This is a genomic window from Oceanobacter sp. 3_MG-2023 (assembly GCF_030688925.1).
Lineage (GTDB): Bacteria > Pseudomonadota > Gammaproteobacteria > Pseudomonadales > Oceanobacteraceae > Oceanobacter.
In genome coordinates this window covers 142589-167864 of sequence record NZ_JAUYVX010000004.1, presented here as the reverse complement: position 1 = coordinate 167864, position 25276 = coordinate 142589, and the positions used below count along the sequence as shown (strand labels likewise).

The window sequence follows — 25276 nt, the reverse complement described above, 5'->3', positions numbered from 1 at the left end:
CTGGATTCGCAACACGTTGACCAGTACGCTTTGCCGTCTCTGCTTGCAGTACGGGAAATACCATGTTTCGACACGGATGTTTTGCCCTGTCACTCCGCCGCCGATTCTGGTGCGGTGCCAAAAGCCATTGGCGATGCCGCTTGCTGCTGCCAGTCATCTGCGCCGGATTGCTGTCCTGCCCGCAGCTGCACGCAGGTGGTATCAACTGGCAAGGCGGGCTGACCTGGCAATACGCCCGCCTTTCGCTGGAAGAGAGTCACCGCCACTACCAACTCGACAATCATGGCCCTGCCGTTTCGGCAACAGCAACCTGGAATGAGCAATGGTTTATCGCTGGCAGCATGGATCGCCAGCAGGCCACCGATAACGGCCTGAACTACCAGAACCGGGGTGGATCAGTCTCTCTCGGCTATTTGTTTCAGGACGGCTGGCTACGGCTGGAAGGCTCTCGTTTCTACGAGGATTACGACGTTCAGTTCGGTGTGTTGGAGGATCGCCATACTGTGCGCCAAAACCATAACGATCGCTCCCTGTCCGCTGCTGCCAGCCGGGATTTCTGGCTTGCTGACCAGTGGCTGCTTGGCAGCCATGTCCAACTGGGGCACACCCTGAGTCACTCGAAACGCCGGGAATCGGTCGCCATCGTGGCGCCCGGCTCAAGGGAGACCGGGCGTCGTGTCATCAGCCTCCAGGCCGACGATACCCAGACAGGTGTTGATCTGGGTACGGGGCTGAGCCTGACCTGGTTACTGGAAGAACAACAGAGCCAGCGCTTGTGGGCGCCCGGCGTCGCGCTGGATTACCAACGTATCTTGAGTGGCGATCTGTTAACGCCCCCCGCCAGCGGCGGCCTCGCCTATCGCTGGCAGCAAACTGGCGCTCGGACAACAACCGTCAGGCAGCAATGGGCCAGTGCCAGTGTGTTTGTTGCCTTGCTGAATACTCACTGGCAACTCACCAGCCAGCTGGTCATGCCTTTGCAGACACCACACGACCAGCAGATTTCAATCGGTCTCGACTGGTTTTGGTAACCGTTAATAACGTTTTAAACGCAGTTGTTGCCGTATGGCATTACGCTGTTGTGGCGACAAGCTCTGAAAGCGCTGACGCAGTCGCAGCCGCTGCTCCGGCGTCGCCTGTTGATAATTATGCAAGGCATCGAGAATTTGCTGGCGCTGCTCAGGGCTCATATCGCGCAAGGTGTGCAACCGATCCCGTAATATCTGCCGCTGACTTTCTGGCAAACTCTGCCAGCGGCTGAAGCGCTCACTGACGGCCTGCCGTTCACTGTCAGTCATCGACTGCCAGCGTTCAACCCCACGCAACAACGCTTGCTGCCGCTCGTCATCCAGACTGTCCCAACGTTCGGATATCCCCTCCAGTAACTGCTGGGTGCTGTCGGGCAAGCTTTGCCATTCCTGTGCCTGCACGGGTTTTGATAACAGTACCCATCCGCTCAACAGCGCCATCAGCATGAGTATTGTCAGACTGATTCGCCGCGGCCACTGCAGTAATACCTGGGGATGCTCACTCTTCATTGTCCACCTCCGACCGCGTCCCGGTTGGCTCGGTTGTGTCTGGAAAACCTACGCTTGCTTGTGGCACAGACGCCGGGCTGCTGACCTCGGTATCTTGCGGGGTCAGAGGCGACGCCCCCAGCAGCATCATCGGATCAATCCACTCGTCATCAATCTCGACCTGATCGGCCAGATAGAGCAACAGTCCAATATCCGGCGTACTGTCCGACTCACGTTTCGGCGCACCCTCCGGTTCTGCCTGAACAGGCACCAACGGCAGCATCCAGCCCGCAGAAGATGACAGGGTTATTAGTGCCGCCATCTTAACCGGCCTTATCCAGGACTGGGGGATTGGCATTCGGTAACTCGCTTAGCCAATAGGCAAATTCCAATTGCTGCAGTATATCCCATTCATCTTCATCAAGCGCCGCCAACGCCATCATGTCATCCAGTTGCTGCTGTGCCTCGACCTGTGCCAGAGCGACAGTATCATGGCCCGACGGATGGGTACCTGCTGGCGCCCCCTTCCCGGCTTGTATCAACCAGATCACACTGGCCAGTATCAAGCAGGCCGTCACTCCCACTGGCAATAGCGGCCTGGAGTACCAGGTAGCGGACGTGGAAGTTCGACCTGTATCGGTGTCAGCCATGGCTTGCCCGAAAGCAGCCGCCCGTCGTTGTGCCAGTTGATCGGTCAGGGATTCTGGCAACGCCTCTGCCTGCTCATCCAGCAGTGCCAGAAGCTGTTGCTCTGTTACGGTTACCGTCACCGGTCCAGCCCTTGAGGTTTTATCCGCAGATTTCGATATCATGATACTCAGCCCATCTCATTCAATTTTTGCCGTGCTCTGGACAAATGGGTTTTGACACTGCCCTCGGAAATATTCAGCGCATCTGCCGTCTCCCGTACGCTTAGCCCTTCCCAACAGCGTAACAAGAAACACTGCTGTTGCTGGAAAGGCAGGCTCTCAATGGCGTTGATCAGCGCTTGCTGTTGACGACTGCTGGCCAGGGCCTGATCCGGCTCGTCGCGGCAATCACCCAGATAGCCATCCATACCATCGGCACTGCCAGTGTCTGGAACATCCGTCTGACTGCCCGACCAGAACATCCAGCGGCGCTGCTTCCGTTGCTGACGCAAGCTGTCGGCGAGACAGTGCTGCAAGATGCGGAAAAACAGCGGCCGCCATTCCGCTTCCTCCCGGTCGCGATAGTGGCTGATCAGCCGGGTCATCGCTTCCTGCACTACATCCAGAGCATCTTCATCATTGGCAGCAGCAAGCCGCACCATCCGAAAGGCCCGACGCTCAACCGAGATCAGGAAATCATTCAACCTGGCGGTCATACCATGTCTGTCTCCAAGCCAGTCACCTCCGCTTCCTTTTCTGTCTTTCAGCCTTGTTTTACTGGGTGTAATCCGTAGTAGAGAAGGCTTTCAGCCAGTGTCATCTCCGGCATGGAGGTAAAGCGGGTGTCGTGGCTACGGCGCTCGGTCACTGCTCCGTTCAGGGTGAATCCATGGCCGCTGCGGGCGCTAACCATACCGCTCACCACATCGCCACCGCGCCAGACGACACTGGCACCGGTCAATATTTCTGTTGCGGTAAACGTACCGGTGTTATCAAGACTGCCGTAGCTCACAATCGGTGTCGCGTTATCCAGTGTCATAATCAAGGCCAGGCCGCCACTGCCGGTATAGGGAACCCCATCAATGTCATAACGCGTTGTTTCTGTCACAGCCACCACCAGATCGCCAAATTCGCCGCTGCGGTGCCGCATGGGGCGAATCGCCAGGGTAATCTCTGCAGTATCAGTATCGGAATGGATCAACTGGCCACGAACACGATGCTCCTTGTCCGTATCGTCGCTGGCAACAACCATCAGGAAAGGTTCGACTTCAACAACAGCGGGATCACAGGAAAGTACTTCGTTGGAAGCCGCCAGATCCAGATCCAGTGTCAGAGCTGCCACGCTGTTACGGCCAACATTCAGTTCTCCCTCGCCAAAATCAACGGATACTTCCAGGGTACTGATGGTTTCGCCATGGGAATCTACCGCTGTCGCGTTATAAGACACACCAGTACGGTCCTGAACGACAATATCAGCGTCAGCATAATCAAGATTGACCAAGACGCTACGGTAATAGCCAGCCGGTATGGACGCGACCATCAGCAGCTCACTTAACTGCTGATACTGAACAAAATCCACTGCCGTGGCGGCAGGAAGAACATCCACCTCGGTGCCATCGTCACGAACCAGAGTGATACCCAGTACCTCAACCTGATAAGTCAGAAAATCTTCTTCTGCATCGGTCAAGGCAATTTGAACCGTGCCGGTTTCACCAGCTGCCGGAGCGCTGGCGCTATCATCCCCCACACCACCGCAACCTGCCATCAGGCTGGCTGCAATTGCCAGCCACCATGCCGTTGCTTTCATAGGCCACTCCTGAAACTGACACCTGCTTGCTGTTGGAATATCGCTATTATGTTGTTTCACGTATTCATATAACGGAGCAGGTTCGTTTCGGTTGACACAACAAAAAAACAAATCGAGAAAAACAGGGCAACAGGACAACCGCTTCCAACGGCGCGCCGCAAACAAGCGGGAGCCGTGTCAGTGTATCGGCCAGCAAGGCAGGCTCATGACCCGCATGTCCGTCATGGCAGCAAAGCCGCCCGGACGATTAAAGCAACGGATGACGCACTTCGATGGTGATGTGCTGTAATTGCGGATAATCGGCCAGATGCTGACGAATCCGGCTGGCGATCTCGTTCTCACTACTGGCTACCGACAACACCAACGCATAATGATCTGCCGATATTTTCCAGATATGGATATCGCGAATTTCTGCTCCAGCGGTCAGTATCCGGTCGATAATCTGTTGCCGGATTGGCGCTTCAATACTGCCATCCAGCAGAATGCGACTGGTATCTTTCAACAACCCCAAAGCCCATACCGAAATAATCGTCGCTCCCACTATACCCATCAGCGCATCCAGCCATAACCAGCCCAGCATCATGGCTGCCGTCAAGGCCACGATCGCCAGGATTGAGGTCAGGGCATCGGCCAGGACGTGCATATAGGCTGCCCGCAAATTATGGTCTTGCTCGTGATGCTCGTGATGCTCGTGATGCTCGTGATGATCGTGATGATCGTGATGATCGTGGTGATTATGATGTGCATGATGATGGGAGTGATGGTCTTTCAATAACCAGGCACTGGCCAAATTCACCAGCAAGCCAATGACTGCAACCGCAATCGACTCCGAAAAGCCGATTTCATGAGGCATAAACAAACGCTGAACCGATTCCAGCACCATCATCAGAGCCACCACACCCAACGCAACCGCACTGGCAAATCCCCCCAATACCGACACCTTGCCGGTACCAAAACTGAAATCCGCATCCATCGCATGACGTCGAGCATAGCGGTAAGCAAACAGCGTGATGGTAAACGCCGCCACGTGCGTTCCCATATGCCAGCCATCCGCAAGCAACGCCATTGAGCCATATGCAGTACCGACAATAATTTCGGCCACCATGGTGAATAACGTCAACCACAGTACCCAAAGCGTGCGGGTTTCCCCGGATTGTCGATCCGCAATAAGGGTTGGCTGATAACACAAACAATGATTGGATGAAGGCATAAGTCTGACTATTGGCTAATAAAAAAAAGAGTATAAATACCGGGGCATCACAGGCACATGGATGGATTACGCTGATAATACAGCGGGCCTATCCATCGACTAACCCTACCTGTTGGCTCTACCTGTTCGCGCTATCTATTGGCCTATCGAGCAACAGCGTTGATCGACACGACCAGACACACACAAGGTGCCGCAGAATAACGCTCACACCGCAAAAAATCTGCCCTGATTTACTCAACAACAACAGAGAAGCAGTGACAGATGGTAACACTATTGGCAGACTCCACGGATCTTCAACGGATGCCTATCATGAGCCGACGCCCCCCTATCCAGCCCGCCCTGAGCATCGCTGGACACACGATCGAACCAGGTACTACCTGCCAATTGAACCTGCCATTGGGAAGCCTGTATACCAGCACCGATGTCACCATGCCGGTGTACGTTCGTCGCAGCAACAAGCCAGGGCCGACATTGTTTATCAGCGCAGCGATTCATGGCGATGAACTCAACGGGGTAGAAATCATCAATCGCCTGATTCACGGCTCCCGATTACGCAACCTGCGTGGCACCCTGATTGCGGTACCTATCGTCAACGCCTTCGGGGTTATCAACCAGAGCCGCTATTTGCCCGATCGCCGGGATCTCAACCGCTCGTTCCCAGGCTCCAGCCGTGGCACTCTGGCAGCTCGTATGGCCCATATGTTCCTTAACGAAGTGGTGGCCAAATGTGATTACGGTATCGACCTGCATACCGGTGCCATTCATCGCTCCAACCTGCCCCAGATTCGCGCTAACCTGGACGATGATACCACCCGGGAAATGGCGCTGGCCTTTGGTGTTCCGGTACTGCTGAATGCCAACCTGCGTGATGGCTCGTTACGGGAGTCAGCCAACGAAATGGGGGTCAAGATCTTGCTCTACGAAGCAGGGGAAGCCTTACGCTACGATGAACTCTGCATTCGGGCTGGTGAGCGGGGAATTCTGCGGGTAATGCGCCATCTCGGCATGCTGCCGGCCAGCCGTCAGAAAAAATTTCCGATTGAACCCCTGATTGCCCGTAACAGCGGCTGGATGCGAGCCACCGACAGCGGCTTTGTGCGTAATCTCAAGCACCTCGGCGACAAGGTCGAAAAAGACGACATCATGGCTATTATCTGCGATCCCTTTGGTACCCAGCTCGATAAGGTTATCGCCCACAAGGACGGCATTATTATTGGCTGTCAGAACATCCCGCTGGTCCATGAAGGAGATGCCATGTTTAACGTTGCTTATTTTTCCGCGCCGGACGATGTCATCGAAAGCATTGAAAACATGCACGACAGCCTGCTGCCAGACGACATTCTGCTGCAAAACTGACCCATAACCCCAATCAGACCCGTATTCCTCAACAGCGGCAGGTAATACGGGTCAAACAGCTGGAGTGACAGGCCGAATGCTTAAAATCCTTCTCGTAATTCTTGCGGTAGTAGGCTATGCCTATCTCAATCGTATAGTGATGGGCTTTATCGAAGATCAGGGGCACAAAAGAAAAGTCAGTCTGAGTCGCGTGTTTTATTTGCAAAAAGCGCTGCAGATCACCCTGTTCACCTGCTTGCTACTGGTAATCGGGCTGGTGGTCGGGTTTGGCTATACCGAGCTGACGTTTGTACTGTCATCGGCGGTCGCCTTGCTTGGCGTTGCCCTGTTCGCACAATGGTCAGTGCTCAGTAACGTAACCGCCAGTGTGATTATCTTTTTCTTCTTTCCTTATCGTCCAGGCGACCGTATCCGCATTCTGGAAGAAGATTGCCCGGAAGCCGTGATTGAAGAAATCACTCTGTTTCATTTGCTCTTGCGTACCGACGATGGCTACGAATTGAGTATTCCAAACACCATGGTGTTTCAAAAGGCAGTGATCATGTCACAACGAGGGGAACGCTGGCTCTCGATTCGTCCAGCAGAAGACAAGCCACACAGTGCGGTCTTTCGGGAAGTTATTTCCGATCACCCTGGCCACCAGCCAGTACCAACCGACCAGGACCAGCCCAGACAGTAACACGGCTTGCAGGCTTATCAGAGACAGAAATTATTCAGAACGGGGATGATTTCGCCGAGCAGCCGACGTCAGGCAGGTTGACCCTTCTTTTCCACCCTGCAATTCACCGAATAGCAGGCACAAAAAAACGGGCACCAGGCCCGTTCTTTTATGTACTACTTAATTCACATCAGCGAATCAGATAGCAACGATGTTTTCAGCTTGTGGACCTTTCTGGCCAGGCTTAACAGTGAATTCAACACGTTGGCCTTCAGCCAAAGTTTTGAAGCCAGTGCTAGCAATAGCGCTGAAGTGAGCAAAAACGTCTGGGCCATTTTCTTGTTCAATAAAACCAAAGCCTTTTGCTTCGTTGAACCATTTTACTACGCCAGTTGTCTTAGACATTTTAATATTCCTGTATAAATAGAAGATAAGGCAGTGCGATTAATTCGCAAGCCAATCGCTGGAACTCAATTGGTGCTTATCTACTACAAACGAGGGAATATAAACTACTACTTCGAAGGGTACTAATAAATAAGGGCAATGCTTTCAAGCTGTGAACAAGTATACGCACAAATAGCTCCATGGCAACCATTATTTACCCTGCCGGAAAGTACCGACTCTCTCAACGTCTTCGACCTGCTTCACACTACCCCCAAAACAGCAGGCAACCACTTTTGCCGCAGAGCCAAACCCGCCACCAATCCGACTCAACCCGACCGATGGTATTCGGAACACCGCCCATCCTTGGCCTTATTCTCCACTCAGCTACTCTACAAAGAGAGCAAACAGCCTGTTTATCAACACAAACACTGCATTTTCATCCGTGTTGTAACAATAATTGATCAAGCTAGGGAACCAATAAAGAACTTGGTGCATACTAGACTCACAGTACCCAAATCACGTTAAACTTCAGGATAAAGCCCTATCAGGGCCGCTGCGTTTGCAGTGTGTATTCCAGAACCAGTTTAATAAGCTAAACTAGGCCGGAAACGCCTTTAAAATGCGGATTTTCGTATTCAGAAGCGCTTCTTGGGCTTTATATTGGGCATGCCGGCGACACCATGGTTGGCCTGTACCAGACAGCATGGTGTCGATTGACGATTCCTTACACGTTAGCCTGTCGACTCAAACATCTTACGCAACGGAGCACAACTAGATGAACAAAAAAAACTACCTTCTTTCAGCACTGACACTGGCCGTCATGGCTGGCTGCGCTAGCCAGCCATCCAGCGACACGGCGTCTGCTACGCTGGAAGATTTTCCGGAATACCAAAGCCTGAAAGAATCCCGTGACGAACTGGAGCAGGAGAACGCCAAGTTAAAGGCTGAAGTAGAAGAAACCAAGGCGATGGCCGCCGGACAGGTAGAGGACTCCCAATCCATGGAGTCCATGTCAATGACGCCAACGGCTGACTCTGTCATGCCACCCAATGCCGTACCTGGCCACTGTTACGCCCGTCTGGTTATTCCTGAAGAATACGAAACCCAGATGCAACAGGTCATGGTATCTCCTGAGTTATCCAAACTTGAGGTAGAACCAGCCAAGTACGAAATGGTGTCTGAAGAAGTTCTGGTCAGCGAAGAGTGGGAAGAGCTGGTCGTTGTACCCGCCACCTACAAAACGGTTACTGAAGAGGTTCTGGTCAAGGAAGCATCAACCAAACTGGTTAAGCTGCCAGCAGAATACGAAACCGTCGAAGAAAAAATTGTTATCCGTCCAGCCTACTCCACCTGGAAAAAAGGTAACGGCCCGATTGAGAAAATTGACGAAGCCACTGGCGAAATCATGTGTCTGGTCGAAGTGCCAGAAGAATCAAAAATCGTGACCAAAACCATTCTGGTAAAACCGGAACGTACCGAAGAAGTCGTTATCCCTGCTGAATACAAAACAGTTGAAAAACAAGTTGTTGATGTACCAGCACACACCACCAGCATCATTCACCCAGCTGTCTACGAAACTGTAGAAATTGAAAAAATGGTAGAAGCACCAAAAGAAATTGCTGAAACCATTCCTGCGGTTTATGAAGAAATTCCACAAACCGTCAAAGTCAAAGACGCACAACTGGAATGGCGTGAAATCCTCTGTGAAACCAACACCACAGAAGATGTTGTTGCTGAACTGCAACGTGCCCTGGAAGAGAAAGACTACAACCCAGGCCCTATCGATGGTGTTTACGGCTGGCAAACCATGAATGCAGTGACTCGTTTCCAAAAAGACAACGATCTGCCTTCTGGTCAACTGACCATTCAAACACTGCGTCTGCTGGGCGTTGCAAGCTGGGAATAATCCACTTGCCGGTGTAGCCATTCAATTGGTGTAACCACAAAAAAGGGCTGGCCATTTATTTGGCCAGCCCTTTTTTATTGGTGTTATAAAAGCCTGATGGCTTGGTCGCACTTACATATTCGGATAATTCGGCCCACCACTGCCTTCCGGTGTTACCCAATTGATATTCTGGGCCGGATCTTTAATGTCACAGGTTTTACAGTGCAAACAGTTCTGACCGCTGATTTGCAGCTGGTTTTTACCATCCGTTTCAATCACTTCATACACCCCGGCCGGGCAATAACGTTGTGCCGGTTCTGCGTATTTCGGCCAGTTCGAAGCCATTGGCACACTGGCATCTTTCAAGGTCAGGTGGCATGGCTGGTTTTCTTCATGGAAGGTATTCGACAAAAACACCGAGGTCAGCTTGTCGAAACTGAGTACACCATCCGGTTTCGGATATTCGATCTTGACGCACTCAGTGACGGGTTTCATTTGAGCATAATCAAGGTGATTGTCATGCAAGGTGAAAGGCAGCTTGCCGTTGAAGATATTCTGGTCGATAAAGTTGAAAGCACCGCCAATCAAAGTACCAAACTTGTGTAACGCCGGGCCGAAATTCCGGGTAGCGTACAGTTCTTCGTACACCCAGGAAGCCTCAAACCGCTCCGCATACCCCTGGAGATCCTTGCCGCCTTCGTCACCAGCAGCAACAGCGGCAAATATTTCCTCAGCCGCCAGCATGCCGGTTTTCATCGCCGTATGAACCCCCTTGATCTTGGCCGCATTCAGGGTGCCTGCATTACAGCCACTCAACAAACCGCCAGGGAAATGCATTTTTGGCAGGGCATTCAAGCCGCCCTTGGCAATGGCACGGGCGCCGTAAGAAACCCGTTTTCCGCCTTCCAGATAGTTCGCCAATACCGGGTGATGTTTGAGCGTCTGGAATTCATCATAGGGATTCAACCAGGGATTGCTGTAATTCAGATCCACGATCAGGCCAACCACTACTTGCTGGTTTTCTGCATGGTAGAGGAAGAAACCACCACCGGTACCGTCTTTACCGGCTCCGGTTAATGGCCAGCCCGCACCATGGATCACCAGACCGGGTTGATGTTTGTCGGCCGGAATATCCCACAATTCTTTCAAGCCGATGCCATAGTGTTGGGCATCAGCGTCTTTATCCAGTTCAAATCGTTGATATAACTCTTTACCCAGGCTACCCCGGCAACCTTCCGCAAAAATAGTGTATTTACCCAACAGATCCATACCGGGCGTATACATGCCGTCTTTCGGCTGACCTTGGGTATTCACCCCCATATCACCTGTTGATATTCCCGCAACCGACCCGTCATCGTTATACACAATGCCAGCCGCGGCAAAACCGGGATAGATTTCCACCCCCAGCGCTTCTGCTTGCTGGCCCAGCCAGCGACACAGATTACCCAGGCTAACAACGTAATTGGTTGTGCTGCCCAGATGCGCATTGTGCATGGTTTTAGGGATCATCATGCCGGGTAGCTTCACCGCTTTTTGCGGGTCTTTGAGCAAATACAGCTCGTCTTCGACTACCGGAGTATTCAAGGGTGCACCGAGTGCTTGCCAGTCCGGTAGCAGCTCATCCAGAGCACGGGTTTCTATCACCGCGCCGGAAAGAATATGCGCCCCGACTTCAGAGCCTTTTTCGACCACACAAATGGTCAGTTCCTGACCCTGCTCCTGCGCCAGTTGGGCCAGTCGTATCGAGGCACTGAGGCCAGATGGACCTGCGCCGACAATGACGACATCGTAGGCCATGGATTCACGTTGGGTCATAGCTATCTCTCACGGTTCACAGCAGCATTCAGGATGCTCGTTATTATTGATTCAGGACAAACATCGGATTATCCATAAAAAGACCTCTGACCAACCCGAGTTGGCCAGAGGAAAGCCGATAACCAAAAGCGCGTTACCGGCGAATTGTCGGAACAGGGTGAGCCCGACAATCCATGCTCATATCACCTTTGCTTCAAGCGATATATCCAGCCCCGGTCGATTTTGCATGTTCCGGGGTTGTTAAGGCAGAGCCGTTATCAGGGGCCTAGAACTGGTCGTTGGTCAGTCCCATGATGCTTTCGCTACCGGCCAGCAAGGCAGAAGCATGTGCCTGATGACGTGGCACCATGTGCTCGCAGAAGAAACGGGCAGTCACCAGCTTGGCTTGCAGGAATTCAGGATCTCCCTGGCCTGCATCCAGCATGGCTTTGGCTTTTTCTGCACTTCTCGCCATCAGCCAGCCACCAGTGACATAACCCATTTGCATCATGAAGTTGACCGCAGCACTGCCCAGCAAATGAGCATCAGAGCGCGCATTGGCCAGAATAAAATCACGGCTTTGCTTGGCGGTTGCCAACGCCGCGTCAAGCTGATCCAGAGCACTGTCTGGCAATACCGCGGCAGCCCGGGCAGACGCTGCAGTCGCCTCCATTTCGGTCAACAGGCCGGTCAGTACTTCACCGCCGTTGGACAGGGTTTTACGGCCAATCAGATCCAGTGCCTGAATCGCTGTGGTGCCTTCATAAATCGGCAGAATCCGGGCATCACGATAGTGCTGGGCTGCACCGGCTTCTTCGATAAAGCCCGCTCCACCGTGAATCTGTACTGCCAGGGAAGTCAGCTCCACAGAGAGTTCGGTACACCAGCCTTTGACAATCGGGGTATACAGCTCGGCACGAGCCATATGCGCCGCGGCGTCATCACCACCCACCAGACGGGTGCGATCCAGCTCGGCCGATGCCATCAGGGCCAGTGCCCGCATCGCTTCCGTGGTGCTCTTGATGGTCATCAACATGCGACGGATATCCGGGTGCTCGATAATGGCAATACGGCTGCCGTCTCGCAGCGTGCCCTGGATACGGTCCTTGGAGTACTGGAGCGCCAGCTGATAAGCCCGTTCCGATACCGACAGTCCTTGTACACCCACACCCTGACGGGCATCGTTCATCATGGTGAACATGTACTTCAGGCCCTGGTGCGGTTCGCCAACCAGATAACCCAATGAGTTTTCAAATTCCATCACACAGGTCGGGCTGCCATGGATACCCAGCTTGTGTTCCAGCGACAGGGCGCTCGCAGTATTCAGTTCGGCAGTGGTTTGGCCGTTTTCATCCAGCAGGAATTTCGGAACGATAAACAGCGAGATACCTTTCACACCAGCCGGTGCATCTGGCAGACGAGCCAGCACCAGGTGAATGATGTTCTCGGTCATCTGGTGATCACCCCAGGTGATAAAGATCTTGGTACCACTGACGCGATAGGCATCGCCATCCGCAACGGCACGGGACTTGATCGCCGCCAGGTCAGACCCCGCATCAGGTTCGGTCAGGTTCATGGTGCCAGTCCACTCACCGGAAATCAGCTTCGGCAAGTAGGTGTTTTTCATCTCGTCGCTGCCGTGGTGCGACAGTGCTTCGATTGCCCCCTGGCTCAACAGTGGACACAGGGCAAATGCCATATTGGCAGAATGCCAGATTTCATTAACCGCGGTGCTCAGCACCTTCGGCAGACCCTGACCACCAAATTCTTCCGGTGCATTCAGCGATAACCAGCCACCTTCTGTCATCTGCGCATAGGCTTCCTTGAAGCCCGGTGTCTGATGAACACCTTGCGCGTCGATACTGGCCCCTTTTTCATCACCTTCACGGTTTAAGGGTGCCAGCACACCGGCACCCAGCTTGCCAGCTTCTTCGACTACCGTGTTGGCCAACTCCATGTTGATGCCTTCCAGGCCAGCGTCTTCACACAGAGAGTCAAAACCAACCAGTTGGTCCAGTACAAATTCTGCGTCACGGTAAGGATGCTGATAATCACTCATAAATTGATTTCCTTGTTAGCCGTACCGCTCGCCCGTTCAGCGAGCGGCATTGGTATTAATAAAATGGGTGTTGATACATAAAAGCGTTTAATAAAAGGTGTTGCCATTGGCAACCATGGCCTTGATGCCATCAGTCAACTCGTACAACGGACCACATTCCGCATGGGTCTCAACCTGGGCAGCAAATACTGCGGCACCCAGGTTGTCGATATAGCGTAATGCACCACCCCGGAAACGTGGAAAACCCAGTCCCAGAATCAGGCCCATATCGGCTTCCGTTGCTGAAGCGACGATACTTTCTTCCAGACACCGTGCGGTTTCCAGACACATCGGTATCATCATACGCTCGATAATTTCAGCATCCGTGATCTCAGTGCTACGAGTGACGCGTTGAGACAAAATCGTGGCCACTTTTTCAGAACGACGCTTGTAACGCTTGCCATGTTCATCCGTGCCGTATTCATAAAAACCGACACCATTCTTCTGACCCAGAGCGCCCTGCTCCAATAAGGTTTCGATAATCGGGCGATCGTCGTGACCCATACGCTCAGGAAAGCCGTCTTCCAGTACCTTGTCGGCATGCACCATGGTATCCAGACCAATCACATCGGCCAGATAGGCCGGACCCATTGGCCAGCCAAACTGCTCCATTACCTGGTCGATCCGCTCAAAATCCACCCCGTCCATCAGCAGCCGGTTAAAGCCGTTGAAATAGGGGAACAACACCCGATTCACCAGGAATCCGGGGCAGTCGTTTACCACAATCGGGGTTTTGCCCATTGAAGCGGCAAAGGCTACGGTCGTCGCGATTGTGTCATCGCTGGTCTGGCTGCCCCGAATCACTTCCACCAACTTCATGGCATGCACTGGATTAAAGAAGTGCATGCCGCAGAATTTATCCGGACGCTGCAGACTCTCGGCCAGTAAATCGATAGAAATCGTTGACGTATTCGTGGCGACAATGGTGTTCTCGGAAACCTTGTGCTCAACCTCAGCCAGCACAGCCCGTTTGACATCAACCCGCTCCACAACAGCCTCAACAACATAGTCGACGTCGGTAAAGCCTTCATAAGTGAGTGTTGGATGAATAGCTGCCAGGATGGCTTCTTTTCCGGCCTCGGTCATGCGTCCTTTGCTGATACTGCGATCCAGAATGCTACCCGCATGACTGATACCCAGATCCAGCGCTTCCTGGTTAATGTCTTTCATCAGCATCGGCGTACCATTCAGGGCCGCTTGATAACCGATACCACCACCCATGATCCCGGCGCCCAGAACGGCGGCCTTGCCGACCAGATGGGCCTGCTTGGCCCAGCGTTTGGTTTCGCGCTTGAGGTATTGATCATTAAGAAACAGTCCAACCAGGTTTTTGGCTTCCACACCACTGGCCAGCTCACCAAAGATCTGGGCTTCCATCGCCTGTGCCTTGTAGAAATCTTCGGTCATGGCTGCGGTGATGATCGCCAAAATTGCAGGAGCAGCGGGATAACGAGGGTCCAGCTTTTTACCCAGCGTCTGCTGCAGGTTTGCCATGGCAGCAGCCGTCTCGGCGTTGTTTTCCAATGCTTCCTGTTTGCGATGGCGATTAGCCAGATAATCACGCTCGCCGGCGATGGCTTCTTGCAGCAAAGCACGAGCGCTGTCGAGCAATTGATCGCCATCAACAACGCTATCCAACGCACCCTGTTGCTGTGCCTGTGCTGCTTTTACCGGTTTGCCCGACAGAATCCAGCCCAGTGCCGCTTCGGCACCCACCAGGCGACTCAATCGCACCGTACCGCCCCAGCCAGGGCAAATACCCAGAGTGACTTCCGGGAATCCAAGTCTGGCGCTGGTGTCAGCAATGCGGAAATCGGCCGACAATGCCAGTTCCATTCCGCCACCCAATGCCATGCCATTAACGGCGGCGACTGTTGGGTAAGGCAGTTTTTCAATTGTATTAAACAGCCCATGAACCTTGCCGGCCCAACGGGAAATATCAGCAGCCGACAGACCAAATAACTCAGTAAACTCGGTAATGTCCGCTCCTAGCACAAAGGCCGGCTTGGCACTGCGGATTAACAATCCCTGTACATTCGCCTGGGTACCCAGCGCCGCCAGCGCCTGACCCAGTTCATCCTGAAGATGGGCGTTCAACACGTTAACAGAGGCTTCATGGGTATCCAAAACCAGCTCGGCGATTCCCGAGTCGGTCAATGTCAGCGTTACCGATTGTCCAGCATACATAGTGAGCTCCTTTTCTGTGATGGCTGAGAGTCAATGTGAACAACGACATTACTCTCAAAAACCGAACCATGGTGAAATCTGTGGTGTTAATACCCCAAACCTTGAGGCAACACCGCCTTTGAATAATGTTTCTATTATTGCGAGGAAAGGTGGTGCCAATATTGTTTAACGGCTCATTTTTGTACCATGAGACAGCACCACCAATCTTGATTCAATCCTGTATTAGTCGCGCGCAAACAGTGCCGCAATACCCTGGCCACCTCCGATGCACAAACTCACCATGGCGTATCGACCACCGATGCGTTCCAGTTCGTACAGGGCTTTGACGGTAATGATGGCACCTGTGGCGCCAATAGGATGGCCAAGTGCAATACCACTGCCATTCGGGTTCAGACGTTCCTGTGGCAGCTTCAGTTCACGAGCCACTGCCAACGACTGCGCGGCAAAGGCTTCGTTGACTTCATAGACATCAATATCGTTGGCACTCAAGCCCTGGCGTTCCAGAATCTGGCGCATCACCGGTACCGGGCCAATGCCCATGATTTTGGGATCAACCCCATGGACGGCGTAATCCACCAGTCGCCCAAGCACCGGGACACCTCGAGCCGTTGCCGCTTCACGCTCCATCAATACCAATGCCGCGGCGCCATCGTTAAGGCCAGACGCATTACCAGCCGTCACCGTGCCATCTTTCTTGAATACCGGGCGCAATTTCTCCATATCCGCCACACTGCAATCCATGCGGACATGTTCATCTTGTTTGAATTCTTTCGGACCTTTGCGCGACTTCAGTTCAATCGGCAAGATCTGGCTTTCGAAATAACCGTTTTCAATGGCGTTCTGGGCACGCTGATGACCCTGAGCGGCATAAGCGTCCTGATCAGCACGGGAAATATGGTATTGCTCAGCCACGTTTTCAGCGGTCACGCCCATATGAATATGATTAAACGGACAGGTTAACGCCGACACCATCGGGTCAATCATGGCGCCATCTCCCATACGCTGACCAAACCGGGCCGTCGGCAGATGATAAGGAGCACGGCTCATCGATTCTGCACCACCGGCAATAACCGTTTCTGCCAAGCCCAGTTGCACTTGCTGCGCCGCACTGATCACCGCCTGCAAGCCGCTACCGCACAAGCGGTTCAGCGTCAGTGCCGGGGCTGACTCACGTACACCACCATTCACGGCAGCCACCCGAGCGATATACATATCACGAGGTTCGGAGTGGATCACATTACCAAACACCACCTGATCCACATCATCCCCGCTGATACCGGCGCGCTTGATGGCCTCGGCGACCATTGCAGTTGCCATATCACACACGGGCGTCTCTTTCAGACTGCCACCATACGTACCAATTGCAGCGCGAACGCCACTGACCACAACCACTTCTTTCATTATTATTCTCCTTAATTTGACGATGATCATCGCTGCCAGACAACAAAGGCGGATGATGCGCTGACCAGACACCACATTAGCCAATAGCAGCCTTGGCAGCCCATTGCCACACCAGCCGAATTCTTAACATTTTCGGACATCAGCGTTATGCTCTGGGCTAAGCAACCACTATGGCCCTCTTTCTGTGACGCCACTATGACGTTTGAACATCGTTCTATTTCCATGCACTACGCCCGCACCATTGCGACTGCTGCTCGCCGCCATGGACTGAACGACCGGCAACTGTTGGTCGATGCCGGACTCGATCCGGCACTGGTGAGTGCCGCCCACAGCCACCGCATGACATCCGAACAATTTGCGGCCCTGTTGCTGGGTTACTGGCGTAGCGCCAACGATGAGTTTTTGGGTCAGACCCGCAACCCTGGCAAACACGGCACCTTTGCCTTGATGGCCAAGCAGGCCGTCAACGCCCGCAACCTGCGCGGCGTCTATCGTCATATCAGCCGCTTTTACGATCTGTTTACCGAGGAGTTCCAGCTCACGCTGGGTGAAGAAGGTGATGAAGCCTGGTTTGAAATGACGCTGACGCATCCGCAGCTGGATACAGATCATCTGTTTACCGAGTTTTTTCTGCTGCTGTGGCACCGCTTTCCCGGCTGGTTGATTGGTCGCTTGATTCCACTGGTGCGGGTTCAGGTCAATTATCCTCGCCCTGCCCATGGCCGGGAATACCGCCTGATTTTTCCATCGGATGTGATGTTCGAACAGCCCAGAATTGCGCTGGTTTTCGACCGCCAGTTGCTCAATGAACCCCTGGTACAAACGGAAGACACCCTGCGCCATCATCTCGAAAACGCTCCACTGGTGTGGGTCACACGGCCGAATTTTTTCCCGCATTACACGCGCAAGGTCAGTAATTACCTGCACCATTGCCTGCAAACCCGGCACACGCTCAATCAGGTCAGTATGGAAACCGCTGCAACTGAGCTGCACGTCACCAGCCGCACCTTGAGACGCAAGCTGACCCAGGAAAAAACCTCCTTTCAGGCACTCAAGGACAAGGTCCGGCAGGACCTCGCCATCCAGTTACTGAATCAGCCGGAACTCACCATCAGCCAGATATCCCAACGTCTGGGCTTCTCCGACCCTGCCGCATTCAGCCGGTCATTCAAGCGCTGGCTGGATATTCCACCGAAGGAATACCGCAAAAGCTGACGCGACTTGTATGCCTTGGGGAACCCTGGGGGCAGAGGAAGTATTGTCCGGTTTACACAGCCTTGTAGTGGCAAGTGCCAATATGAAGGAAAGGCGTGAACGCAACGCAGACTCAAAACAGGCAGAAATAAAACAGGCAGAGCGGGATACCCTGCCGGGCAAATAAAAGCTCGAAGCTCCCTCATGACCTGAAAGGAGTGGTAACAGGTCATAAGGGAAAGCCGCTGGCTACTACAACAACTTCCGGAGTCGGGGAATGTTCTCTCCAGAATCGCAGCCTGTCAGCGACACCAGGCTGCCTGTCACCTCCTTGTGACACAAGATGAAACGGGCGTTAGCCTGCTACTTCATCCACATCCACAGCACCATCCTTGGCCCACTGGCGCAATTTGAATTTTTGCACCTTACCGGTTGAAGTACGGGGTAATGCAGCAAAAATTACTTTTCTTGGTGCTTTGAAGTGCGCCATGTTCTGACGACAGTAAGCAATGATTTCGTCCTCATCGACCTTGACACCGTCCGCCAGCGTGACAAACGCACAAGGGATTTCACCCCATTTTTCATCCGGTTTGGCCACGACTGCCGCATCTTCAATATCGGGATGGCGGAACAGGGTTTCTTCCACCTCGATGGAAGAGATATTTTCGCCACCGGAGATAATAATATCCTTGGAGCGATCCTTGATCTCAATATAACCATCTTCGTGCCAGACAGCCAAATCACCAGAATGGAACCAGCCGCCTTCAAAGGATTCATCCGTTGTGCTCGGGTTTTTCAGGTAGCCCTTCATCACCACATTGCCGCGCAGGAAAATTTCACCGATGGTTTCGCCATCTTTTTCAACCGGTTGCAAGGTTTCCGGATCGGCGACCATCATGCCTTCCTGCATCGGCACCTGTACGCCCTGACGGGCTTTCAGACGGGCGCGTTCAGCAACGCTCAGATCCTGCCATTCGTCTTTCCAGCAACAGACCACACAAGGGCCATAGGTTTCCGTCAGGCCATAAACGTGCGTGACATCGAAGTTGATCGCTTCCATTTTTTCCAGCACAGATGGTGGTGGTGGCGCACCAGCGGTCATCACCTTGACGCTGTGATCCAGACCGGCACGCAGAGATTCATCCACGTTGGCAATCAGGTTCAGCACGATGGGCGCACCGCACATATGATCCACTTTTTCTGCCACGATCAGTTTGACAATATCGTCACCGCGCACATGGCGCAGGCAAACGCTGGCACCACCAATCGCAGCCATGGTCCAGGGGAAACACCAGCCGTTGCAATGGAACATCGGCAAGGTCCACAAGTACGTTGCATCAGCCGTCATACCCCAGGACAAGGCGTTGGAAGCAGCGTTCAGATACGCACCCCGGTGGTGATACACCACCCCTTTAGGGTCGCCGGTTGTGCCCGAAGTGTAGTTCAGTGTAATGGCATCCCATTCATTCGCCGGGCCACTCCAGCTGTCATTTTCGTCACCTTCGGCCAACAGCTGCTCGTAATCAAGCAAACCCAGCAGCTCGCCACCGTCAAAGGACGGATCATCGATATCGACCACAATCGGTGGTCTGGCCAACATATGCAGGGCTTTTTTGACCACCGCTGACATTTCGCGATCAACAATCAGCAGCTTGGTCTCGGCATGTTGCAGAATAAACGCCACGATCGGTGCATCCAGACGCGTATTGATGGAATTCAGTACCGCACCACACATTGGCACGCCAAAATGCGCCTCAAAATGTTCCGGTAAATTCGGTGCCATAATCGACACCGTATCACCCTTGCCAATTCCTCGTTTGCGCAAAGCACTGGCCAGCTGCACACAACGGCGATAGGTTTCATCCCAGTTACGGCGCACATCCCCATGAATCACTGCCGGTCGCTGCGGATAGACCAGCGCTGCCCGTTGCAGATATGACAGCGGACTGAGCGCCTGATAGTTGGCAGCTGCCGCGTCGAGGTGTTGGTCATAGATATTGTCAGTCATCGTATTTGCCTGCTGCTTTATGTTTGTTCCCATTTCAGTACACCGGGATCGATCTTGCCAAACCGATGCACCACCTCTACAGAGGTTCCTATTTGCCAACCCTGCTGGCGCTGAAGTTCCGTGCCATCACGCGCTGGAACTCGCCCACCACGCCACGACGAAACGACAAAACACACATAACAAAGATGGCTCCCATTATGATATGGATATAATTGCCCAGTTCACCACCGGAAAACAGTGTACTAATGGCGATCACGATCGCCGCTCCCACTACCGGGCCAAACAGGGTTCCCATTCCTCCCAGCAGCGTCATCAGCACCACTTCACCCGACATGTGCCAATGCGCATCGGTCAGACTTTCCAGCTCGAAGACCAGTGCCTTGGTCGACCCCGCCATGCCAGCCAGCGCAGCCGAAATCACAAAAGCCAATAACTTGTAATTCCCGACGCTGTAGCCCAACGATACCGCCCGCGGTTCGTTTTCACGAATCGCTTTTAATACCTGGCCAAAAGGAGAATGCACCGTGCGATACACCACAAAGAAGCCAAGCAGGAATACCGCCAGCACAAAATAATACATATTGAGGTTGTCGTTGAGATCGATCAGACCAAACAGCTCACCACGGGGAATCCCCTGCATGCCGTTTTCTCCGCCGGTAAAATCTGCCTGCAGATAGAAGAAAAACACCAGTTGGGCCAACGCCAACGTCACCATGGCAAAGTAGATCCCTTCGCGTTTCACCGACAGTTTGCCGAATACAAAACCCAGTATTGCTGAGGCCAGCGTGCCCACCAGCACACCCAGTTCCGGCGTCAGGCCAAAGTGCGTCATGGCATAGCCGGTGATATAACCACCGGTCGCCAGGAACGCTGCATGGCCAAACGACAACATACCAACAAATCCCAACATCAGGTTGAACGCACAGGCAAACAGTGCGAAACAAAGAAATTTCATCAGGAATACAGGGTACACCACCAGCGGAGCCAGCAAGCCAACGGAGATCAATCCCAGTATCAAAATCAGAGTCAAACCTCGTTGACGAGGTTGCGTTACTGCATTCATTTGGATTTGCGTCGTCATATCAGGCCTCTTTTCCGAACAGGCCGGAAGGTTTCACCAGCAACACCAGCACCATGACCATAAAGATCACTGTGGTGGATGCCTCGGGGTAAAAGTATTTGGTCAGTCCTTCGATAATGCCCATCATCAAGCCGGTCAGAATGGCACCACCGATCGATCCCATGCCGCCAATCACCACAATGGCGAACACCACAATCAGGATATTGGCACCCATATCCGGGCTGACGGAATACACGGGTGCCGCCAGCACTCCGGCCAGGCCAGCCAGGCCAACACCAAAGCCAAAGGTCAGGGTAATCATCAGCGGCACGTTGACACCAAACGCCTGCAGTAATGCCGGATTTTCTGTACCGGCTCGCAAATAGGCCCCCAGGCGGGTTTTTTCAATCACCCACCAGCTCGCCGCACAAACCAGCAGCGACACCAGAATGATCCAGGCGCGATACACCGGCAAATACATAAAACCGAGGTTATAACCGCCCTTGAGGGCATCCGGTATCGGATAGGATTGCCCGGAAGAACCGAACAAATGGCTGAACGTACCTTGCAGAATCAGGGCAATCCCGAAGGTCAGCAACAAGCTGTACAAATGATCCTGCCCGGCAATGGGGCGCACCAGCCAGCGCTCGATCAGCATACCAATAGCCGCTACGGCCAGGGGCACCAACACCAGCGCCAGCCAGTAATTCACACCCAGATGATGCAACGCCAGCCAGGCCAGAAAAGCCCCCAGCATATACAGCGCCCCCTGGGCAAAATTGATAATACGCAGCAGGCCAAAAATAATGGCCAGCCCCAGCGCCAGCAGCGCATAAAACGAGCCGTTGATCAGGCCCACCAGCAGCTGCCCCAGCAGGGCAAACAGATTGATTCCCATAAAGGTAACCATAAGGTCTTCCTCTAATGCGATGACGCCAGCCACCGCGTTCTTGTTCTTGTATCGGGTGTGAGTCCAGTCACCCCGGCGGCGCATAACCGCCGGGCCGCTGTCCTGTACAACCTGTGTCTTACCTGAACACGGACAGGCTTACTTGAAGTTGCATTCCGGCTTCATGGCACCAAAGGCCTGATCCCCCGGAATCACGTGCTCAATCTCGTACAGGTCGTTGGGGTTGCTGCGCTCGCTGCCTTTTTTCACCCGCACCTGGTACATGTCGTACACCATGCGGCCATCGGCACGCAACGCGGCGTTGCGCGCAAACATATCGTCCGGTTTCTCGGCTTTCATTTGCGCCATCACCGCCTTGCCATCATCCGTGCCCGTGGCTTTGATCGCCTTGAGGTAATGCAAGGTAGAGGAGTAGGCACCGGCATGCGCCATGGTCGGAATGGCACCGGTACGATCAACAAAGCGTTTGGCCCAGGCACGGCTGGCATCATCACGATCCCAGTAGAACCCTGTGGTCAGACGCATATCGCCAATAATGTCGGCATCAATGGCTTTGGTATCCGATGCAAACACCAGCAATCCCACCATGGTCGCTTGCTGGTTAAGACCAAATTCCGCCGCCCCCTTGAGTGAGTTGACAAAGTCTTTGCCGGCGTTGGCCAGAGCGACCACATCGGCACCGGACGACATCGCCTGCAATACAAAAGAGGAATAATCCGTCGTTCCCAGCGGTGCCCGGGCAGAGCCCACCACGGTACCGCCATTACTTTCAATAATGCCGGTGGCAACACCTTCTAACGCATGTCCAAAGGCATAATCAGCCGTAATGAAAAACCATTTTTTCTTGCCGCTATCCATCAGCGGTTTCACCGTACCCCTGGCCAGAGCCACAACGTCATAGGTCCAGTGAGCGTTAAACGGCGAGCAGGTTTTGGTGGTAAAGGTATTGGAACCGGCACCGGAAATCAGAATCGGCTTTTCATTCACGTTGGCCACCTGTGCCACTGCGCCCACAACAGATGAAGCCACCAGCCCATTGATCGCATCAACGCCTTCGCTTTCGATCCATTCACGGGCTTTGGCAGATCCCAGATCCGGCTTGTTCTGATCGTCCGCCGACACCACTTCGATTGGCTTGCCGAGGACGCTACCGCCAAAATCCTCCACCGCCATATTGACAGCATCAACGCAGTGGCGGCCGCACAAATCGCCGTACGTACCACTCATGTCGGCCAGTACCCCGATCTTCACCTTGTTATCAGACAGCCCGGTAGCCGCCTGTGCAGACAGCGCTGCAACCGACATCAAGGCCGCCACAGAACAGTGCAGTGCCAGCTTGAAACCCGCCTTCGGTGTATTGGTATTCCGTTTCATTTGAACCTCTTTTATTGTTATTAATGGTTATTTGTTTTAATGGCTTGCGTATCAAACGCCCAGCAGGGCATTCAGTTGATCCTGCTTTTCGTGCAGTTGGTGTTGTTGGATTTCTTCGACGATATGGCCGTGTTCCATCACGTAATGACGGTCGGCAATCGGTGCCGCAAAATGGAAGTTCTGTTCAACCAGCAGAATGGTCAGGCCACGCTGTTTCAGCTGCATCAGCACCTCGGCCAGACGCTGCACAATCACCGGGGCCAGCCCTTCTGTGATTTCATCCAGCAGCAGAATATTGGCACCACTGCGCATGATTCTGGCCAGCGCCAGCATTTGCTGTTCACCCCCCGACAAGCGGGTTCCCTGACTGTAGCGACGCTCCGCCAGATTGGGGAACATGGCGTAGATTTCTTCCAGCGGTACGCCATCCGAACGCACGTCCGGTGGCAACATCAGGTTTTCTTCCACATTCAGACTGGAGAAAATGCCCCGCTCTTCCGGGCAAAACCCCAACCCCAGCCAGGCGATCTGGTGGGCTGGCATCGTGATGGTTTCCTGGCCATTGATCACCACACTGCCGGTGCGGCGACCCACCATATTCATAATGGATCGCAGCGTGGTCGAACGACCTGCGCCGTTGCGGCCCAGCAGAGTGACCAGCTCGCCCTGATTCACATACAGGTCAACCCCGTGGAGAATGTGTGATTCTCCGTAAAACGCATGCAGGTCGCTGACCCGGATTTTTTCATCACCGATTCGATGAGGCTGGCCATTGGAATCATTCTTTGGCTGGCTCGATGTTGGAGTGCTCAATGTATCCGTCATGCCGCCGTCTCCTTGTCTGCTGCCACACCCAGATACGCCTCACGAACCCGAGGATCGTCTGACACCGTGACATAATCGCCTTCGGTCAGTACCGCTCCACGCTGCAAGACCGTAATCCGGTCAGCCAGCTGCGAGACCACTTTCAGGTTGTGCTCGACCATCAGAATGGTACGATTGTCTGCCACCGAACGGATCAGATTGGCGGTGCGCTCGACATCTTCCTGCCCCATGCCCTGGGTCGGTTCGTCCAGCAGCAACATCTCCGGATCGAGGGCCAGCGTGGTGGCAATTTCCAGGGCGCGCTTGCGGCCATAAGACAAATCCACCGTCACCACCCGCGCAAAATCCTGTAATCCCACAGACTCCAGTAACTGCTCTGCCCGTTCGTTCAAGCGATCCAGTACCGACTCCGGTTTCCAGAAATGAAAGCTGTTGCCTTCCCGTTGCTGCAACGCAACCCGGACATTTTCCAGCACCGTCAAATTGGGGAATACCGCCGAAATCTGGAAGGAGCGCACCAGCCCCTGACGGGCAATGGCTGACGACTCAATCGCAGTAATATCACGGCCGTTAAACAGGATGGTGCCGGAGGTGGGGCTCAGATATTTGGTGAGCAGGTTGAATACCGTGGTTTTACCGGCGCCATTAGGGCCAATCAGGGCATGGATATGACCGCGCTGAATATTCAGGCTAACGTCATCCACGGCGGTAAAACCTTTGAATTCTTTCGTCAGGTGGTGCGTCTCGAGAATATAATTATTGTTCATTTCTCGTATCCGATGAGGTTGAAATCTGCTTGTCAGCCGGGGTATCTCACCCTGGCCAAGGGCATATTCAACGAATGTCTAATTGGCAAATATTATTTTTATAACCCGGGAATTTATAACCAGCCCCGGTGTTCAATAACCAAACTAGACGCACATCGTGTCGTGAATTTTTCTCAAATGTATCCAAATGTTTCACGGCGACATTTTTCATA

The 25276-nt window shown here is 53.4% G+C and carries 22 protein-coding genes; 5 read left to right on the top strand and 17 right to left on the bottom strand.

Going from position 1 to position 25276, the window contains the following annotated elements:
• The first annotated feature begins 62 nt into the window (after nt 1–62).
• Nucleotides 63–1031 (top strand): hypothetical protein, encoded by a 969-nt coding sequence (locus Q8W32_RS05395; protein ID WP_305414033.1) that lies wholly within the window; start codon nt 63–65, stop codon nt 1029–1031.
• A gap of 3 nt (nt 1032–1034) precedes the next feature.
• Here Q8W32_RS05395 and Q8W32_RS05390 read toward each other — a convergent pair whose 3' ends face one another.
• The 6 genes from Q8W32_RS05390 to dmeF form a co-directional block, all read right to left on the bottom strand.
• Nucleotides 1035–1538 (bottom strand): DUF3106 domain-containing protein, encoded by a 504-nt coding sequence (locus tag Q8W32_RS05390; RefSeq protein WP_303431893.1) that lies wholly within the window; start codon nt 1536–1538, stop codon nt 1035–1037.
• Nucleotides 1528–1839 carry a hypothetical protein gene (locus tag Q8W32_RS05385; protein WP_305414029.1) on the bottom strand — a complete coding sequence of 104 codons (312 nt, stop codon included), beginning with the start codon at nt 1837–1839 and terminating at the stop codon, nt 1528–1530. The genes Q8W32_RS05390 and Q8W32_RS05385 overlap by 11 nt, the downstream gene beginning before the upstream one ends.
• A gap of 1 nt (nt 1840) precedes the next feature.
• Nucleotides 1841–2287 (bottom strand): hypothetical protein, encoded by a 447-nt coding sequence (locus Q8W32_RS05380; protein WP_305414027.1) that lies wholly within the window; start codon nt 2285–2287, stop codon nt 1841–1843.
• Nucleotides 2288–2334: 47 nt separating this feature from the next.
• Entirely contained in the window at nt 2335–2862 is a 528-nt protein-coding gene (locus Q8W32_RS05375; RefSeq protein ID WP_305414025.1) for an RNA polymerase sigma factor, read from the bottom strand.
• A 47-nt stretch (nt 2863–2909) separates the two neighbouring features.
• Nucleotides 2910–3953 carry a DUF4382 domain-containing protein gene (locus Q8W32_RS05370; protein WP_305414023.1) on the bottom strand — a complete coding sequence of 348 codons (1044 nt, stop codon included), beginning with the start codon at nt 3951–3953 and terminating at the stop codon, nt 2910–2912.
• A 247-nt stretch (nt 3954–4200) separates the two neighbouring features.
• Nucleotides 4201–5163, bottom strand: a complete 963-nt coding sequence (gene dmeF, locus Q8W32_RS05365; RefSeq protein WP_305414021.1) for a CDF family Co(II)/Ni(II) efflux transporter DmeF — start codon at nt 5161–5163, stop codon at nt 4201–4203.
• A gap of 309 nt (nt 5164–5472) precedes the next feature.
• Here dmeF and Q8W32_RS05360 point away from each other — a divergent pair, with 309 nt between their 5' ends.
• Both Q8W32_RS05360 and Q8W32_RS05355 read left to right on the top strand, forming a co-directional pair.
• Nucleotides 5473–6519: a succinylglutamate desuccinylase/aspartoacylase family protein gene (locus Q8W32_RS05360; RefSeq protein ID WP_303431887.1), complete on the top strand. Its 1047-nt coding sequence runs from the start codon at nt 5473–5475 to the stop codon at nt 6517–6519.
• Between the two features lie 76 nt (nt 6520–6595).
• The gene (locus Q8W32_RS05355; RefSeq protein WP_305414019.1) at nt 6596–7198 is read left to right on the top strand and encodes a mechanosensitive ion channel family protein; all 603 of its coding nucleotides are present in this window, start codon (nt 6596–6598) and stop codon (nt 7196–7198) included.
• Nucleotides 7199–7375: 177 nt separating this feature from the next.
• On the opposite strand, the gene Q8W32_RS05350 is transcribed toward Q8W32_RS05355, so the two are convergent.
• Entirely contained in the window at nt 7376–7582 is a 207-nt protein-coding gene (locus tag Q8W32_RS05350; protein WP_303431885.1) for a cold-shock protein, read from the bottom strand.
• Between the two features lie 754 nt (nt 7583–8336).
• Here Q8W32_RS05350 and Q8W32_RS05345 point away from each other — a divergent pair.
• On the top strand, nt 8337–9467 hold the full coding sequence (locus tag Q8W32_RS05345) for a peptidoglycan-binding domain-containing protein (RefSeq protein ID WP_303431884.1): 1131 nt from the start codon (nt 8337–8339) through the stop codon (nt 9465–9467).
• Between the two features lie 111 nt (nt 9468–9578).
• Here the strand turns inward: Q8W32_RS05345 and Q8W32_RS05340 are convergent, their stop codons facing one another.
• From Q8W32_RS05340 to bktB, 4 genes are all read right to left on the bottom strand, one after another.
• A complete protein-coding gene (locus tag Q8W32_RS05340) occupies nt 9579–11261 on the bottom strand; it encodes an electron transfer flavoprotein-ubiquinone oxidoreductase (protein ID WP_305414016.1) in 1683 nt (560 codons plus the stop codon).
• A 265-nt stretch (nt 11262–11526) separates the two neighbouring features.
• Complete coding sequence (locus Q8W32_RS05335) at nt 11527–13299, bottom strand: acyl-CoA dehydrogenase (protein ID WP_303431882.1); 1773 nt, start codon at nt 13297–13299, stop codon at nt 11527–11529.
• Nucleotides 13300–13386: 87 nt separating this feature from the next.
• Entirely contained in the window at nt 13387–15525 is a 2139-nt protein-coding gene (gene fadB / locus Q8W32_RS05330) for a fatty acid oxidation complex subunit alpha FadB (RefSeq protein WP_305414014.1), read from the bottom strand.
• 222 nt (nt 15526–15747) lie between these two features.
• Nucleotides 15748–16926 carry a beta-ketothiolase BktB gene (bktB, locus tag Q8W32_RS05325; protein WP_368501362.1) on the bottom strand — a complete coding sequence of 393 codons (1179 nt, stop codon included), beginning with the start codon at nt 16924–16926 and terminating at the stop codon, nt 15748–15750.
• A 195-nt stretch (nt 16927–17121) separates the two neighbouring features.
• Between bktB and Q8W32_RS05320 the strand changes: the two genes are divergently transcribed.
• Nucleotides 17122–18141, top strand: coding sequence for an AraC family transcriptional regulator (locus Q8W32_RS05320; RefSeq protein ID WP_303431880.1), 1020 nt, complete (start codon nt 17122–17124; stop codon nt 18139–18141).
• Nucleotides 18142–18475: 334 nt separating this feature from the next.
• Here the strand turns inward: Q8W32_RS05320 and Q8W32_RS05315 are convergent, their stop codons facing one another.
• The 6 genes from Q8W32_RS05315 to Q8W32_RS05290 form a co-directional block, all read right to left on the bottom strand.
• Complete coding sequence (locus Q8W32_RS05315; RefSeq protein ID WP_305414010.1) at nt 18476–20128, bottom strand: acyl-CoA synthetase; 1653 nt, start codon at nt 20126–20128, stop codon at nt 18476–18478.
• Between the two features lie 88 nt (nt 20129–20216).
• Nucleotides 20217–21191: a branched-chain amino acid ABC transporter permease gene (locus Q8W32_RS05310; RefSeq protein ID WP_303431911.1), complete on the bottom strand. Its 975-nt coding sequence runs from the start codon at nt 21189–21191 to the stop codon at nt 20217–20219.
• A 19-nt stretch (nt 21192–21210) separates the two neighbouring features.
• The gene (locus Q8W32_RS05305; RefSeq protein ID WP_303431877.1) at nt 21211–22098 is read right to left on the bottom strand and encodes a branched-chain amino acid ABC transporter permease; all 888 of its coding nucleotides are present in this window, start codon (nt 22096–22098) and stop codon (nt 21211–21213) included.
• A 138-nt stretch (nt 22099–22236) separates the two neighbouring features.
• Complete coding sequence (locus tag Q8W32_RS05300; protein ID WP_303431876.1) at nt 22237–23472, bottom strand: ABC transporter substrate-binding protein; 1236 nt, start codon at nt 23470–23472, stop codon at nt 22237–22239.
• 51 nt (nt 23473–23523) lie between these two features.
• Nucleotides 23524–24297, bottom strand: coding sequence for an ABC transporter ATP-binding protein (locus Q8W32_RS05295; RefSeq protein ID WP_368501361.1), 774 nt, complete (start codon nt 24295–24297; stop codon nt 23524–23526).
• Nucleotides 24294–25064: an ABC transporter ATP-binding protein gene (locus Q8W32_RS05290; protein WP_305414008.1), complete on the bottom strand. Its 771-nt coding sequence runs from the start codon at nt 25062–25064 to the stop codon at nt 24294–24296. The genes Q8W32_RS05295 and Q8W32_RS05290 overlap by 4 nt, the downstream gene beginning before the upstream one ends.
• Nucleotides 25065–25276: the final 212 nt, after the last annotated feature.